Below are 13,853 nucleotides of genomic sequence, written 5' to 3'. Positions count from 1 at the left end.
GAAAACCGATGCCTGAATTGATGCTGATTATCCTCGCTGCTTATCTGGTCGGCGCACTCCCCTGCGGAGTGATCTTAACCCGCTTAAGCGGAGCCGGGGATATCCGTTCTTCCGGCAGCGGCAATATCGGCGCCACCAACGTCTATCGCGTGGCCGGACGTAAACTGGGAGTGCTGACGCTGGTCTGCGATGCCCTCAAAGGGGTGCTGCCGGTCCTGCTCGCAGCACAGTGGGGGCATCTTCCGGAACCCCAGGTGGCGCTGGTGGCGCTAGCGGTATTTCTCGGCCACTGTTATCCGATCTATCTCGGTTTCAAAGGGGGAAAAGGCGTCGCCACGGCACTGGGCATTTTTATTGTCCTGTCCCCGCTGACGGTCGCATGTCTGGTGGCCATCTTTATTACCCTGGTGGCGATCTGGCGCTACATCTCGCTCGGTTCGATCTGCGCGGCGGCAGCTGCACCGTTGCTGATTTTCTGGTTTGAGCGTTCCACAGCACTGGTCGGTGCCACATTTTTCATCGCGGCAATCGTCATCTGGCGCCACCGGGACAATATTTCCCGTCTGATCAGCGGCACTGAAAACCGCTTTCGTGTCTGAAGAACCTTCCTCCCCCTTCCTCACCCTCCGGGGAATTCCCCCGGACAGCTCTTGACAAAAAAGGCCGCCCGATACCCGATGAGCAGTCACCAGTTTTATCGGGGCGATAGAAACGGCCGACGATTTTGCAAAGAGGCGCAACGGCGTGGAATGGAAAAGACTGGGGAGATTTGTGTCATTGGCGATTCTGTACGTCAAGTCAGTTTTTCAAGAGCCTTGGCGTCGCTAATGGTAATCCTCTTCTCTTTGATGCCGAACCGCCAGAATGGTGACAAGATTTTCCGCCTCGATCTCAAACAGGGCGACATACCCGCCAGCACCGAAGCTGATCACCATCTCCCTTAAAAACGGGTTTTCGAAAGTTGCCTTTCTACAGGTGAAAGGGAAATCCTGCAGAAGACTTACACTCTTTCTGATTGCTTCAAGCGCACTCTTCGCAGTTTCCAGGTCGTTCTCGACAAGGAATTTACAAAGTCGAAGCAGATCTTCCCTGGCGGCTTTTGTGTAACGAACCTGATCGTTCACTTACGCGCCCTGGTTTGTGCCTGCGCCAGCAGCTCTTGCATTTCAAGCAAAACGTCCTCTGCCGCAAAATACTCACCCGTTTGCTTTGCTTCATCGCGAGAGATTAATCCACGAGCGATAAACTCTTTTTGTACGCGACGGGACTGGATGCTTAAGCGGAGTGCCTGCTCCATAAAGCTGGAGAGGGTTTCGCCCTCACGCAAAACACTTTCGGCATCGTGACGTAGCTCAGGGTCGACTCGGAGTGATGGCATACTGGCTGTTTTCATAACTGGCTCCTTGCGTTGCATTTGCAACACACTATAACGAGGATACCCGGTCATGACAAGGAGATTTTACCCAACAAATGGCCCCTGGTGAGCTGTTTCTTCAGCAGGCCTGTTGCACGGAGGTGGAGCTAACCGACTCCCCCCTTTTCTTAAATTTTAATTTTGCAGATCCTTGTGCCCTTGCTTTTTATTTGATTGTCTGCGGGGAGTTAGATAAACTGTCCGCCAGAAATTTCAACCGTAAGAACCAAAAAAATGGCATCTCACCTTGAGACTTTTGAGGAGTCAATGTATACTTGAAATATACATTTCAAGGGGAGGTTCACTATGAAAGCAACGGTAGTCGATCTCAGATATAAAATGAATGATGTTCTCAAGGCGTTAGACCGGAACGAGAGAGTAACCGTTTTTTATCGTGGCAAAGTCAAAGGGGTTTTGATCCCTTCGGGAGAGAAAAAGCGGCAAAAAGTTCAAGAGCATCCATTTTTTGGAATGTTATCTCAAGATTCGACACAATCTGTGGCAGATGTCATGAAAGAGTTGAGGAGGCCTCGATACGATGATATTTGACACTGATATATTTATCTGGGCTCAGCGAGGCAATAAAAAAGCCGCCGATCTCTTTGAAAAAGAAGAAGAAAAATACCTCTCGGTTCAGACCTACATGGAATTGTTGCAGAATGCCAAAAACAAAGAACAGCATAAATGCACGAAAGATTTTTTAACAGCTTTTGGATTTATGGTCCTGCCTTTAACTGAAAATATTGGCCATCGTGCGTCCATCTATATTGAGGAGTATACCTTGTCATCAAGCATTGGATCAGGTGATGCCCTCATAGCCGCTACAGCAGTCGAAAATAACATGACCCTCGCCTCAAGTAATGTGAAGCATTTCAGGGTCATAAAAGATCTTCAACTAAAAGCATTTAAACCTTAAGGTAACCGATCACCGGGGTCGCATCTTCACGGCTCAGAAATCCAAGGGAAAATTTAAAGGGGTTCAACAGGCACAGAGGTGGAGCTAACCGACTACCCCCTTTCTTAACTTTGGATTTTGTTGGTCTGCTCCCTGGTGCCCTACGATTAATTTAAGGGGCGAAATGTGTTGGAAAATTAAGCTGCTAAGTGTCCCTTTCTGACCCCTTGAAAATGGCAAGTTAACCAGCTTAACAACGTCCCTCTATTGTTGCTCTCTATTGTTTAAGCGGTAGGTCGTGCGTTCAAGTCGCACCGAGGCCACCAGTTTAAAAGCGGGTAGCGCTACAGCCGTAGCGGTACCCGCTTTTTTGCGTTGTGCAGACTCTTTTAAATTTCAATTCTTCATTTCCCTCCACCGAACTTTGCCGATAACTTCCTGCCTCACTTGTCGATCGTAACGGTTGTTTTACTCTTGCAGGATTAAATAAAATAATAATTGTTGACTTGGATAGAATGCTGTTCTATAACGTTTACGAGAGCGTCAACTTGAGCCAGATTCTGATTTGTGGTTATGGTCTGTCTATGTCGCTTTTTCAAGCTCTTGCTATAATCGTTTCAAGCTTTATTTTACGGCAGGTTAGCTGTTTATTTTTTTTAATTTAAATATCGGTATCATCAAAAGAATTAAAATCATTTATTGATCAAAGTCTATACGCTTAATGTTAATTGTCATTTCAATATAATCTGAATCTGCTTGTATAACGCTATTATATTTCTTGCAGGGGAAGAGAGCCTCAGTATACTGTCGATATATTGTGGTGGAAAATATATTGACGTCTTCTCTTTTTTTGATTCCAGAGTCAAGAGGGACGCAAAATTGATAGCTCGATTGCGGCAGGTTTGCTGCTTGTTAGGCTGATTCAGCCTATCAAGTAAAAATTCGGTTCTATTTGTCAAGAGGAGGCCAATTTTATGTACAGGGTAATCTGGTTATTCGTCCTCTCATTACTGCTTCTGCTGACGGCTTGCAGCAGTAATGAGAATGTTGAAACAGAGCTCAATATCGACAGAAAAGGGTTTACCGCTTACTTTGACCTGACCGCAGGGGTCATTCCATTCCCGACTAACCTTTTGTTCAGTGGTTCAACCGATGGGACGCTGAATATCCCGGTCGACGACCCGGATGCTTTTTCAGACCCGAAGGTGGCGATGAATGCGCTGGATGGTTTTTCGACTGTCGCGCCGATCAGCACGACCTTCAGCAGCGCTATCGACCCGACAACGTTAACGCCGGCAACAGTTAGAGTGTTTGAGGTGAGTGTTTTTACGTCTCCTAGTTTACCGGTTGGAGGTCCGGTTACGGGCATTGTCCGTGAGCTTAGTTTTGGTCGTGAATTCTTTGCAACACTCTCATCGGTCGATCCGACCAATTCTACCTTGGTGATCCTCCCCACGGCTCCCTTGAAATCGAGCAGCAGCTATATGGTCATGCTGACTGATGGTATCAAGAGCATTGATGGGCGGTCACCACAAACTTCCGCACACTATCTGATTGCCAAAACGCCAAACAGTCTTGTCGGAACGGCTGCAGAGGCTTTGGAACCGGTCAGACAGTTGGTGAATTATCAGGAAGCGGCTTTGACTGGCGCCGGGGTTGATACCGATACTGTCATTCTCAGCTGGACCTTTACCACTCAGTCGGTTGGAGTGGTATTGAACGCCGCACGTACCGCCGCAACTGGAGCGGCTGATAACTTTGTCCCGATCGGGACAACCGCATCCCTGCTGGGTGCTGGCCCTGGTCTGGCGAATGTTTTTGCCGGGACACTGGATGTCCCTTATTATCTTAAAAATGCCGATATCAGTCCGCTTGATCCGCTGCAGTCATTTTGGCAGGGGGTGAGTGGTTCTAATTTGACCTTTCTAAATCCGAACCCGGTTGCAACCAGCACCGAAACCATTCCTTTGCTACTATCCGTGCCTGCAACGGGTAGCGCACCATGGCCAGTCGTTATTTTCCAGCACGGCATTACTCAAAACCGTACCAATATGCTGGCTGTCGCAGACAGTTTAGCCAATGCCGGGTTTGCGGTCGTTGCTATAGATATGCCGTTGCATGGTTTACCTCTTGGACACCCTCTTCGTTTCGGAGCGGAGCGAACTTTTGATCTGGATCTAGTCAACAATACCACCGGCGCTCCTCTTGACTTTGCGGGTGGTGAAATGCCGGATGGTGCCGATTCCTCCGGCACCCATTTCATCAATCTTTCCAGCCTGCTGACCTCACGTGACAATGTGCGCCAGGCAGTAGCTGATCTCTTTGCCTTAACAGACGCCCTGACGACGATGGATTACGACGGCGGAGGAGCAGACTTTGATATCAGTAATATCTACTTTGTCGGACACTCTCTTGGTGGCATCGTTGGCGTCCCCTTCCTCGACCTGGAGTCTGGAGTAAAGTCGGCGGTTCTTGGCATGCCTGGCGGCGGGATTGCCAAACTCCTCGACGGATCAGCAACCTTTGGACCGCGTATTGCGGCAGGTCTGGCCGCCAATGGTGTGCTCAAGGGTTCTGCGGATTATGAAAGTTTTATGGGTGCGACCCAGACCGTTATCGATTCTGCCGATCCAATCAACTACGCAACAACGGTCGGAACGGGGCGTGGAATGTTACTGTTCGAGGTGATCGGTGATCAGGTTGTCCCGAATAATGTCATGGCTGATGCTCCGGCGGGGACGGTTCCGTCGCCGCTTGCCGGTACCGATCCTCTGGCCTTCTTTATGGGACTACAGAAGAACAGCGTGACGAGCACCTGGTTACGCTTTACTTCTGGCGACCACAGTTCGATTCTCAGCCCGGCGGCAAATCCTCTGGTCACATCTGTCATGCAGACGGCCATGGCAACCTTTTTGGCGACGGATGGCACTACTTTTACAATATCTGACGATTCTGTTCTGGAATAGGGGGTAGATTCGTGATCAGAGCGATATCTCAACGATCTTTATTGCCCAAAGGGGTGACTATGATGAAGCAAACGATTAAAAAATTCTGGAGCTACGGCTCACCGGTCGGTGGATTTGTCCTGTCTGTTTTGATTCTTTCAACTTTAGTGGTCTCTTCTGCGGCAGCATTTCAGTTCGAAGCAGGGGAGATCACCGGCAGCCTCGATTCGACCCTCTCGTACGGGGCGACGTGGCGGGTGCAGAATCAGAGTTCTAAGCTGATCGGCACAGCCGCCGGTGGAACGGCGCGTTCGGTCAACTTTGATGACGGTAATCTTAATTATGGTAAGGGGCTGATCAGTAATGTCGCCAAACTGACCTCTGATCTGGCGGTGAACTATCGCAGCGTCGGACTTTTTCTGCGCGGCACGACATTTTATGATTACGAAAATGAGAAGGGTGATCGCGATAAAGCACCCTTGACCTCTGAGGCTAAAGATCTGGTTGGCAGCTCCACCGATCTGCTCGATGCTTATATCCACGCATCCTTTAATGCCGGTTCGATACCGATGCAGTTTCGGGTCGGCGATCAGGTTGTCAGTTGGGGTGAGAGCACTTTTATCCAGAACAGTATCAACAGCATCAATCCGGTCAATGTCAGTGCGATTCGTCTGCCGGGGGCTGAGTTGAAAGAAGCTTTAATACCGGAAGGGATGATCTGGGGTTCGATCGGAGCGACAGCGAACACCACTCTGGAAGGTTTCTACCTCTACGATTGGGAGGAGACGGTTATCGATCCTCCCGGATCGTATTGGAGTACCAACGATTTTGTCGGCGAGGGGGGGAGTCGGGTCATGCTCGGTTGGGGAGGGGTCCCTGATACGGTCCCGGCGTCTACGGGTGCTGTCGTCGGTCGATCCGCAACCCAGGAAGCCTCCGATGACGGCCAGTATGGATTAGCTTTGCGGGTCTATACACCAGCGCTCAATGAGACCGAATTCGGATTTTACTTCATTAATTATCACAGTCGTCTGCCGATTATCAACGCCCGCACCGGCACGGCCGCCGCTGCCGCCGGAGTCGACCCGCAAGGGCGTACTTATGCAGAGACAGCCAGTTATTTTGTCAGTTATCCCGAAGATATCAAACTCTACGGCATCAGTTTCAACACCCAGTTAAAAGGGTCAGGAATCGCCCTGCAGGGAGAAGTCTCCTATCGGCAGGATATGCCGTTACAGATCGATGATATTGAAATTCTGTTTGCGGCGCTCGGTGCTCAGGATAATCTCAGCCCGGGAAACACTGGTGCCGCCCCGCTTGCCACCTATGGTCAGTTGGGGTTGATCCCCTTTGAATCGGTGGTCCCCGGTTATATCAAACGGGACGTTGTGCAGGTTCAATCTACGGCGACGAAACTGTTAGGCCCCACTTTTGGAGCGAGTCAGTTTGTTCTGATCGGTGAAGTCGGCATTACCCATGTCAACGATATGCCGGACAAAGATAAACTGCGTCTGAATGGCCCCGGAACCCCCATCAGCGGTAATGCCAATCTGGCGGCCTTGCATTTTGGTGAAATTGAGCCAGCTGACGCTTTTGCCGACGCCACCTCCTGGGGATATCGTCTGGCGACGCGACTCGACTATGACAACGCCATTGGCGCGGTCACTCTTTCTCCACGGGTCGCCTGGCAGCACGACGTCAACGGCATCAGCCCCGGACCCGGTGGCAACTTCATCGAAGGGCGCATGGCGGTCACGGTGGGGATTGGCGCCAACTATCTCAACAGCTGGACCGCCGACTTGAGCTACACCAATTTCTTCGGCGCCGGACGGTACAACCTGCTCAATGATCGTGATATTGTTGCCGCCAACATCAAATACTCATTCTAAACGATAGGGGAATTACTATGCGTCTGAAAAAAAATATAACTCTCGGAGCGACTCTGCTGTTTGTCGGCATCGCGTCCGTCTGCTGGGCGAAATTGACGCCGGAAGAGATTGCCCGGCTCGGAAAGGATCTGACACCGATCGGTGCTGAACAAGCCGCGAATGCCGACGGGACGATCCCCGCGTGGACCGGGGGGATTACCACCCCGCTTGCCGGTTATAAAAAAGGGGATCATCACCAGGATCCTTTTGCAGCGGACAAGATCGAATTCAGCATTACCAATGAGAATCTGGAAAAATATTCTGATAAATTGACGGTCGGTCATCAGGCGATGCTGAAGGCTTATCCGACTTTCAAGATGAACGTCTATCCGACCCGGCGGAGTGCATCATCCCCCCAACGGATTTATGACGCCACCCGCAAGGTCGCTGCGACGGCCGAGCTGGTTAATAACGGTGACGGCGTTACAGGGACCGTCAACGGTATTCCGTTTCCGATTCCAAAATCAGGGATCGAAGTGATCTGGAATCACTTGCTGCGCTATCGCGGTGATATGGCGTCACGCCAAATCGCCCAGGCGGCATTGACTCGTGGTGGCGACTACACCCTGGTCAAGTTTGACGACGAATTCAATCTTGTCTACAGCAAGGCGGGGATAACCGAAAAGGAGCTCGATAACAAAATCCTTCTTTTCAAGCAGGTTGTCACCGCGCCGGCACGCTTGGCCGGCAATATTCTTCTTGTTCATGAAACTCTCGATCAGATCAAGGAACCGCGCGCCGCCTGGGTCTATAACTCCGGGCAGAGACGAGTCAGAAGAGCACCAAACGTCTCCTACGACAATCCCGGTACCGCTTCCGACGGGATTCGGACCAATGACCAGTTCGATATGTTTAACGGTGCCACGGACCGCTATAATTGGGAACTGGTCGGCAAAAAAGAGATTTATGTCCCTTATAACTCTTACACGCTGCATAGCGACAAGCTCAAATACAAAGATATTCTGACCCCTTTGCACCTCAACCCGGACTATCTGCGCTATGAGCTGCACCGGGTCTGGATTGTCGACGCGACATTAAAAGACGGGGAGAGACACCTCTATAAACGGCGCACTTTCTATATTGATGAGGATAGCTGGCAGATCGTCGCTGTCGATATCTATGACAACCGGGATCAATTGTGGCGGGTATCAGAAGGGCATTCGATCAACTATTATGAGGTGCCGACCTTCTGGACAACCCTTGAAGTTCACACCGATCTGCAAACCGGTCGTTATATCGCAATCGGGCTGGATAATGAAAGCAGCATGTATAATTTTGACATCAAGCGGACCCTCAATGATTTTTCACCCGGGGATCTGCGTCGATCTGGACATCGTTGAACATTAAATAATCACTGTTTTGTTTGCTTTTTTGCGGTCGGGTCGGTATCGGCTCGACCGTTTTTTTTAATCAGGACACACTGTGAGATGGTCGATTATGAAAAATTATTTATCTCAATACAGCTTTAAACTGATCATTTTTCTGATCTTTTTCGTCTCCTGTTATTCTGTCTCTTGTGCGACAGAGGATGAAAATTCGGTCATTGCACCCCTTGCAACGCACTCCCTGCTTCTTGATATGAAACGTGCAGAAAGTGCGCTTATTGCTGTGGGAGAGCGTGGACATATCCTGATCAGTGAGGATAACGGCAACAGCTGGCAACAACAACAGGTTCCGACCAGGACCACTTTAACCGGCGTCTATTTTACAGACCGTCTGCATGGCTTTGCGGTTGGTCATGATCAGGTCATTTTACGCACACGAAATGGCGGGGTGAGTTGGGAGCTTCTCTATGAAGATATCGAAGCCGAGACGCCTCTGCTCGATCTCTATTTTCTCGATCAGCAACACGGCTTTGCAATTGGCGCTTACGGTCTGTTTCTGGAGACGTTCGATGCCGGAAACAGCTGGTCAAAGAGATTTATCAGTGAAGATGATTTACATCTGAATAAAATTTTAAAAATTGGTGACAGCCTGTTTATTGCTGCAGAAGCGGGGCTTGCTTACCGTTCTGATGATGACGGGGAAAACTGGATCAGTTTGACGCCTGATTACAATGGATCATTTTTTGGTATTTTGCCTATAGCCGGTGACCGATTGCTGCTGTATGGATTACGCGGTCATCTGTTTCGTTCAGAGGATGCTGGTGAAACCTGGGAACAGATAGAAACAGTAACGGAAGCGAGTCTGACCGCCGGTCTGCGTTTGAATGACGGGAGGATCGTTATCGCCGGAATGGCCGGAGTTCTTCTCGTCAGTGATGACGATGGCCAGAGTTTTGAGCTGCAACAAGATCCTGAACGCCGGGGCTACAGCAGCTTACTTCAGAGCGCTGACGGCGCTATTGTTGCCGTAGGAGACTTCGGCGTTGCCAGATTTTCACAAACCAGTCTGCTTTCAGATAAATAAGGGGGCAGGAGATCTTTATGAAATTGGATATTTTGATATCGAGCCTTGAAAGGGTCGTTTTTAATAATCGCCGTCTGTTCCTCGGGTTTTTTATTCTGATGACGCTGCTGATGGCTTATTCCGTTACCAATCTGCGCATTGATGCCGGATTCAGCAAACTGCTCCCTCTCGAACATGAATACATGCAGACCTATGTTGAGCATCAAAAAGAGTTCGGCGGTGCAAATCGGGTTTTAATCGCCCTGATGACAAAACAGGGCGATATCTTTACTCCGGAGTTTTTTGAGACGCTGCAGAAAGCGACCGATGATGTCTTCTTCCTCCCGGGAGTCGACCGCGCGCAGGTCACTTCGCTCTTTACTCCGAATGTCAGGTTTACCGAAGTTGTTGAAGACGGGATCGCCGGCGGCAATGTTATTCCGGCAGATTTTGAACCGACGGCCGAGGGGTTGGAAATAGTTCGGAAAAATATCCTTAAGGCCGGGATTGTCGGTCGATTGGTGGCCAACGATTTCAGTGGAGCAGTGATCAGTGCGCAACTGTTGGAAATCGACCCGAGCAGTGGTGAAAAGCTCGATTTTATTAAAGTTTCAGACCTGCTCGAAGAGAAGATTCGCGATAAATACCAGAGCGATGAGGTGAGCGTTCATATCATAGGTTTTGCCAAAGTTATCGGTGATATTGCTGATGGAGCAAAACGCGTGATCCTGTTTTTCTTTGTCGCTTTTGTTATTACGTCTTTACTGGTTTTTTTGTATACCCGTTCCTATCTTCTCAGCCTGATCCCTTTGAGCTGTTCACTGATTGCTGTTATCTGGCAACTCGGACTGCTCCCGCTGCTCGGTTACGGCATCGACCCGATGGGGCTGCTGGTCCCGTTTTTGATTTTTGCCATCGGTGTCAGTCATGCTGTGCAGATGATCACTGCCAATACGGCAGAAGTGCGTGCTGGCGCCGATCGACTCAGCGCGGCCAAAGCGAGCTTTCGCCAGCTGCTGATCCCCGGTTTTATTGCACTGGCCAGTGATACCATCGGTTTTGTGACGATTTATCTGATCGATATCAGAGTGATTCAGGAGATGGCGGTGACCGCCAGTCTCGGGGTTGCCGTTATTATTATGACCAATCTCGTCCTTTTGCCGATTCTCCTCTCTTACGTGCGGACCGGCAACCGTTACCAGCGGCGTGTCGATCAGCAGATCAGTCTCTTGAGACCTTTCTGGCGTTTCTTCGAGCAGGCCGCCGAGCCGAAGCCTGCCATGATTATTCTGACTGTTGCCGTCATTCTCTTCGGGTTCGGACTCTGGAAGGGGTCGGATGTGAGAATAGGCGACATGCATCGCGGCGTCCCCGAGCTGCGGTCTGATTCCCGATACAATCTCGATAGTGCTGTTGTGACCGAACATTTCTCTATCGGTGTCGATGTGATCACGGTGATTGTTGAAACCAAAACTGACGGTTGTGTCGATTTCGACATCATGACGGCGATCGATCGTTTTGCCTGGCATATGAATAATGTTGCAGGGGTGCAATCGGTCATTACCCTCCCGGGAATTGCCAAGGTGATCAATTCCGGCTGGAACGAGGGGAGTCTGAAATGGCGGGTTTTGCCGCGTAATCAATCGACCATGGTCCAGGCTGTCGGTTATGTTCCGACCAGCAGTGGTCTGCTTAATTCCGACTGCAGCGTTATGCCGGTGATGATCTTTACCAAAGATCACAAGGCTGAAACCATCGCAAAGATTGTATCCGAAGTTAAAAATTACCGGGAAACCACAGCCACAGAGAATGTGAAATTCAGACTGGCAACCGGCAATGTCGGGGTTATGGCCGCGACCAATGAGGAGGTCTCGGCAGCCCAGTTCCCGATTCTGCTCTATGTCTTCAGCGCTGTTATCCTGCTCTGTTTTTATGAATTCCGTTCGGTTCGTTCGGTTCTTTGTATTGTAATCCCTCTAGCACTCGTCTCTCTTCTCGCCTATGCGTTAATGAGCATCTTTCAAATCGGCTTAAAAGTCTCCACCTTGCCTGTGGTCGCCCTGGGCGTTGGGGTCGGAGTCGATTACGGTATCTACATCTTCAGCCGCCTGCGCAGTTATCTGATTCAGGGACAATCATTACAGCAAGCCTATCTGCATACGCTGGCGATCACCGGAAATGGTGTAGTTTTTACCGGCGTCACTCTTGCGATCGGCGTTTCAACCTGGATCTTCTCCCCGCTTAAGTTTCAGGCAGATATGGGAATTCTGCTGACGTTTATGTTTTTGGTCAACATGCTTGGCGCTATACTGCTTTTACCGGCTCTCGCCTGTTTTCTGCTGAAAAAAGAAAAAAAGAGGTAGGGGAGGAGCATATATTAAGACCAACAAAACCTTGCTTAATCGTTGCTGATTTGGCAGAATCATCACATTAAATTTAATCTAATACTGATATGGAGGTTTCAATCATGCAGCAACGCTTGTCTCTTGTCGTATTTCTGATGTTTTTACTACTGCTTACCGGCTGTGCCGGGGCTGTTAAGGCGAATCTTAAAGGGAATCCTGAACTGAAGCAGGTTGCCGTCGTTTCGCTGGCCATCAGTGATTGGGGGGGGTCGGTCGATTCGAATAGTGTCGGTGGTCACTCTGTTTCATCGTTGATGCAGGGAGCGACTGCAAAGATGCTGGCCGTCACCGAAAAAACCTTGTCTGAACATTGGCAGGTTGTTGCCGTTAAAACGTTTATCACCAGCAAGGGATACCGTAAAGCGGCTGAAGATATCAAGGTTTCGGTCTATTCGCCAATCATCACTAAAAAAGAGATGCCGTTGTTTGGCCCCGGTTTCAAAAAAGGGGATATTACTCCGGAAAAGGCTCGTGAGCTCTGCAAAACGCTGAAAGTTGACGCTGTTGTTCTGGTCTTCTCCGAATGGACCCAGGCAACGGGAGGTTTTGTGCCGCTTACCCGGGCAAAAACAAAAAATATCGTCTCCTTCTGGGATAAAAATGGGGATAAAATTTTCTACCGTCGTATCGATATGGTCGGGAAAAAAGTTTTAGGGGGGCTCGGTATCAAGGCGGTCAATAAAGAGACAATCAATGAGTGGACAGACAGCTACACCACTTCGCTGGAAAAGATGTTTAAATCGCTCTGATCTCTGCTCTTTTGTCTGATAGGAGAAAAGACCGGTCAGCGCAACGCGGACCGGTCTTTTTGGTCTTTAAACGATCGGTTTCAGTAAAATAATCTTACACGAAACCCTTTACAAAAGGCTCCAAGGTTCACAACTCTTATGTTGCTCTCATTTTTCGCTGTTATTTCAGGACTGATACTTTTGATCTGGAGTGCTGATCGTTTTATCGAAGGCGCTTCAGCGACCGCTGACCATTTTGGCATGCCACCGCTTTTGATTGGTATGGTCATTGTCGGTTTTGGAACTTCTGCCCCGGAGATGGTCGTTTCGGCACTGGCCGCATCACAGGGGAACCCCGGCATCGCCCTCGGTAACGCTTATGGGTCAAATATCGCAAATATCGCTCTGGTTCTGGGACTGACCGCTCTGATCAGTCCGATTGTTGTGCAGTCCAAGGTATTACGCAAAGAGCTGCCACTCCTCACTGTTGTGACGGCGCTGGCCGGTTTTCAGCTCTGGGATGGTGAAATTACCCGGATAGAAGGGGTGGTTCTTCTTTGCGTCTTCGCCGTCGTGATGGGCTGGACGATCTGGCAAGGGGTAAAAAATAATGAGGAAGTCATGGGGAGTGAAATGGCGCTCGATATCGATATCCACGCCATGCCGTTTAACCGCGCACTTTTGCGGTTGGTTGTCGGTCTGACTCTCCTTGTTGTAAGTTCGCGCATCCTGGTCTGGGGAGCGGTTGCGATCGCCCGGGGTTTTGGTGTCAGCGACCTGTTGATCGGCTTGACTATCGTTGCGGTCGGAACGTCGCTGCCGGAGCTGGCTTCGGCTATCATCGCAACTCGCAAAGGGGCCCATGACATCGCGCTGGGGAATGTTCTCGGCTCGAATCTTTTTAACACCCTGGCGGTGGTCGGTATTGCTGGTACGATTCAACCGATGAGCGTTGAACCGGTCGTTATTTCTCGCGACCTGCTGATGATGGCCGTCTTGACTTTATCGATCTTTGTTTTCGGTTATCGTTATCGAAGAGTGGGGCGCATTAATCGTTGGGGCGGGGCTCTTTTGGTCTGCTCATATCTCGTCTACAACGGTTATCTGATTCGTGATTTTTTTTTAATATAGCTGGCTGATTTGTTTTTTT

12 protein-coding genes are annotated in these 13,853 nt (G+C 49.8%); 10 read left to right on the top strand and 2 right to left on the bottom strand.

Features of this window, described 5'->3' with window-relative positions; translation table 11 throughout:
• The first annotated feature begins 8 nt into the window (after positions 1-8).
• A complete protein-coding gene (gene plsY / locus K0A93_02180; GenBank protein ID MBW6510912.1) occupies positions 9-599 on the top strand; it encodes a glycerol-3-phosphate 1-O-acyltransferase PlsY in 591 nt (196 codons plus the stop codon).
• A 225-nt stretch (positions 600-824) separates the two neighbouring features.
• Here the strand turns inward: plsY and K0A93_02175 are convergent, their stop codons facing one another.
• On the bottom strand, positions 825-1,124 hold the full coding sequence (locus K0A93_02175; GenBank protein ID MBW6510911.1) for a type II toxin-antitoxin system RelE/ParE family toxin: 300 nt from the start codon (positions 1,122-1,124) through the stop codon (positions 825-827).
• On the bottom strand, positions 1,121-1,393 hold the full coding sequence (locus K0A93_02170; GenBank protein MBW6510910.1) for a prevent-host-death protein: 273 nt from the start codon (positions 1,391-1,393) through the stop codon (positions 1,121-1,123). The genes K0A93_02175 and K0A93_02170 overlap by 4 nt, the downstream gene beginning before the upstream one ends.
• 327 nt (positions 1,394-1,720) lie before the next feature.
• On the opposite strand from K0A93_02170, the gene K0A93_02165 reads away from it, so the two are divergent.
• The 9 genes from K0A93_02165 (at position 1,721) to K0A93_02125 (ending at position 13,834) form a co-directional block, all read left to right on the top strand.
• The gene (locus K0A93_02165) at positions 1,721-1,963 is read left to right on the top strand and encodes a hypothetical protein (GenBank protein ID MBW6510909.1); all 243 of its coding nucleotides are present in this window, start codon (positions 1,721-1,723) and stop codon (positions 1,961-1,963) included.
• A complete protein-coding gene (locus K0A93_02160) occupies positions 1,953-2,330 on the top strand; it encodes a type II toxin-antitoxin system VapC family toxin (protein MBW6510908.1) in 378 nt (125 codons plus the stop codon). The genes K0A93_02165 and K0A93_02160 overlap by 11 nt, the downstream gene beginning before the upstream one ends.
• 953 nt (positions 2,331-3,283) lie before the next feature.
• Positions 3,284-5,275, top strand: coding sequence for an Ig-like domain-containing protein (locus K0A93_02155; GenBank protein ID MBW6510907.1), 1,992 nt, complete (start codon positions 3,284-3,286; stop codon positions 5,273-5,275).
• Positions 5,276-5,334: 59 nt separating this feature from the next.
• Positions 5,335-7,143 (top strand): DUF1302 domain-containing protein, encoded by a 1,809-nt coding sequence (locus K0A93_02150; GenBank protein MBW6510906.1) that lies wholly within the window; start codon positions 5,335-5,337, stop codon positions 7,141-7,143.
• Between the two features lie 17 nt (positions 7,144-7,160).
• Positions 7,161-8,522, top strand: a complete 1,362-nt coding sequence (locus K0A93_02145) for a DUF1329 domain-containing protein (GenBank protein MBW6510905.1) — start codon at positions 7,161-7,163, stop codon at positions 8,520-8,522.
• A gap of 97 nt (positions 8,523-8,619) precedes the next feature.
• Positions 8,620-9,591 (top strand): hypothetical protein, encoded by a 972-nt coding sequence (locus tag K0A93_02140; protein ID MBW6510904.1) that lies wholly within the window; start codon positions 8,620-8,622, stop codon positions 9,589-9,591.
• Positions 9,592-9,608: 17 nt separating this feature from the next.
• The gene (locus K0A93_02135; GenBank protein MBW6510903.1) at positions 9,609-11,933 is read left to right on the top strand and encodes an MMPL family transporter; all 2,325 of its coding nucleotides are present in this window, start codon (positions 9,609-9,611) and stop codon (positions 11,931-11,933) included.
• Between the two features lie 104 nt (positions 11,934-12,037).
• A complete protein-coding gene (locus K0A93_02130; protein ID MBW6510902.1) occupies positions 12,038-12,724 on the top strand; it encodes a hypothetical protein in 687 nt (228 codons plus the stop codon).
• 138 nt (positions 12,725-12,862) lie between these two features.
• On the top strand, positions 12,863-13,834 hold the full coding sequence (locus K0A93_02125) for a calcium/sodium antiporter (GenBank protein ID MBW6510901.1): 972 nt from the start codon (positions 12,863-12,865) through the stop codon (positions 13,832-13,834).
• Positions 13,835-13,853: the final 19 nt, after the last annotated feature.

It is taken from the genome of Desulfuromonadaceae bacterium (genome assembly GCA_019429445.1).
Taxonomy (GTDB): Bacteria; Desulfobacterota; Desulfuromonadia; order Desulfuromonadales; family JAHYIW01; genus JAHYIW01.
Note: the sequence above shows the minus strand (reverse complement) of the source record. Positions and strands in the feature narration are given on the sequence as shown.

What these genes read in the sequence shown, in the direction of transcription:
- K0A93_02155 (MBW6510907.1), top strand. Translation starts at nt 3,284, where the DNA reads ATGTACAGGGTAATCTGGTTATTCGTCCTCTCATTACTGCTTCTGCTG.
- K0A93_02135 (MBW6510903.1), top strand. Translation starts at nt 9,609, where the DNA reads ATGAAATTGGATATTTTGATATCGAGCCTTGAAAGGGTCGTTTTTAAT.
- K0A93_02125 (MBW6510901.1), top strand. Translation starts at nt 12,863, where the DNA reads ATGTTGCTCTCATTTTTCGCTGTTATTTCAGGACTGATACTTTTGATC.
- K0A93_02165 (MBW6510909.1), top strand. Translation starts at nt 1,721, where the DNA reads ATGAAAGCAACGGTAGTCGATCTCAGATATAAAATGAATGATGTTCTC.
- K0A93_02170 (MBW6510910.1), bottom strand. Translation starts at nt 1,393, where the DNA reads ATGAAAACAGCCAGTATGCCATCACTCCGAGTCGACCCTGAGCTACGT.
- K0A93_02150 (MBW6510906.1), top strand. Translation starts at nt 5,335, where the DNA reads ATGATGAAGCAAACGATTAAAAAATTCTGGAGCTACGGCTCACCGGTC.
- K0A93_02145 (MBW6510905.1), top strand. Translation starts at nt 7,161, where the DNA reads ATGCGTCTGAAAAAAAATATAACTCTCGGAGCGACTCTGCTGTTTGTC.
- K0A93_02130 (MBW6510902.1), top strand. Translation starts at nt 12,038, where the DNA reads ATGCAGCAACGCTTGTCTCTTGTCGTATTTCTGATGTTTTTACTACTG.
- plsY (MBW6510912.1), top strand. Translation starts at nt 9, where the DNA reads ATGCCTGAATTGATGCTGATTATCCTCGCTGCTTATCTGGTCGGCGCA.
- K0A93_02160 (MBW6510908.1), top strand. Translation starts at nt 1,953, where the DNA reads ATGATATTTGACACTGATATATTTATCTGGGCTCAGCGAGGCAATAAA.
- K0A93_02140 (MBW6510904.1), top strand. Translation starts at nt 8,620, where the DNA reads ATGAAAAATTATTTATCTCAATACAGCTTTAAACTGATCATTTTTCTG.